General features: G+C 45.4%; 1 protein-coding gene. It reads right to left on the reverse strand.

Features of this window, described 5'->3' with window-relative positions:
- Positions 1-50: 50 nt before the first annotated feature.
- Positions 51-542, reverse strand: coding sequence for a hypothetical protein (locus tag LO50_RS24785; RefSeq protein WP_152623995.1), 492 nt, complete (start codon positions 540-542; stop codon positions 51-53).
- Between the last annotated feature and the right edge of the window lie 114 nt (positions 543-656).

The following is a 656-nucleotide window of genomic DNA, read 5'->3' on the forward strand; positions in this document are numbered from 1 at the left end:
TCGAAAAAGCTATTCCTCACTGCTTGTGGGGAGAGTCCATATACCAGTAGTTAGGAGCCATTTTTCAGGAGCTCATTGTATTCTTTAAGGGCTTGCTGCATGCGCTCTTCGGTGAATCCGCTTTTGATCATTACGGGCATTACGAATTTATCAAGACTTTGGTCTGTTTCCTCGAAGAAGCTCCGGTAGTTCTCTAGGCTCTCAATGACTTCCTCATATTTTCCCGCCGCCAGCATGTCCATGGCCTCTCGGAAGAAATGATGAGCTAGATATGCTCGTTTGTTTCTTGATCCGGTGAGTTTTTCTTCAAGGTCTGCTGGTAAAGTGGAAACTGACTTAAGTGCTTTTATTAAATTTCCAAGAGTTTTATCAAAATTGGATGCGTAGTAACTCTCGTATTCTTCGCCAGTCCATTTTCCTTTAGTGCGAGGAATTAGGTCTAAGAAAATCATGGCGTTAGCAATGCCGTGCTCTAAGCATTGAGCAAAGTACATTGCTGCTCCGTAATAGGCACATACTTCCTTGAAGTCCTCTTCGTCCACAGGCAATGCTCCTAACGTTTGGTTAAGGGGCGGGCTTTAGCCCGTCCCGAGTGAGCGCAGCGAACGGCTTTGAAGGCTGTAATGGACTCTCCCTGCACCACGTTTCTTCTATAA

This window comes from Stutzerimonas stutzeri, assembly GCF_000935215.1.
GTDB lineage: Bacteria > Pseudomonadota > Gammaproteobacteria > Pseudomonadales > Pseudomonadaceae > Stutzerimonas.